Genomic DNA, 440 nt, shown 5'->3' on the forward strand with positions numbered 1-440 from the left:
ATGCAGCCATAGGCAGCGCCACCGCACTTAGTACRGRCRTTACAAAATTGACTACCGCCGGGCAATATGTTTTTCAGTTGACCGTCACAGATGATAAAGGGCAAAGCGCCAGCAGCACCGTTACGGTAACGGTGAAAGACGCGCCGGTAAATATACCGCCTACAGTGAGTGCAGGTACTCCTGTTACCATCACCTTACCCGTTAGTACTACCACATTGACAGGTACSGCCAGCGCCGCYGCYGGCAGCACKCTTGTATCCTATCAGTGGAGCCAGGTGTCTGGTCCGGTAGATGCAGCCATAGGCAGCGCCACCGCACTMAGTACGGGCATTACAAAATTGACTACCGCCGGGCAATATGTTTTTCAGTTGACCGTCACAGATGATAAAGGGCAAAGCGCCAGCAGCACCGTTACGGTAACGGTGAAAGACGCGCCGGTA

At 53.7% G+C, this 440-nt stretch carries 1 protein-coding gene; it reads left to right on the forward strand.

The features are described 5' to 3' along the window. A partial coding sequence (locus AC1DFM_RS34810) for a PKD domain-containing protein (protein ID WP_477081386.1) occupies nt 1-440 on the forward strand: 440 nt, incomplete at both ends.

It is taken from the genome of Chitinophaga sp. 05T412, assembly GCF_056396465.1.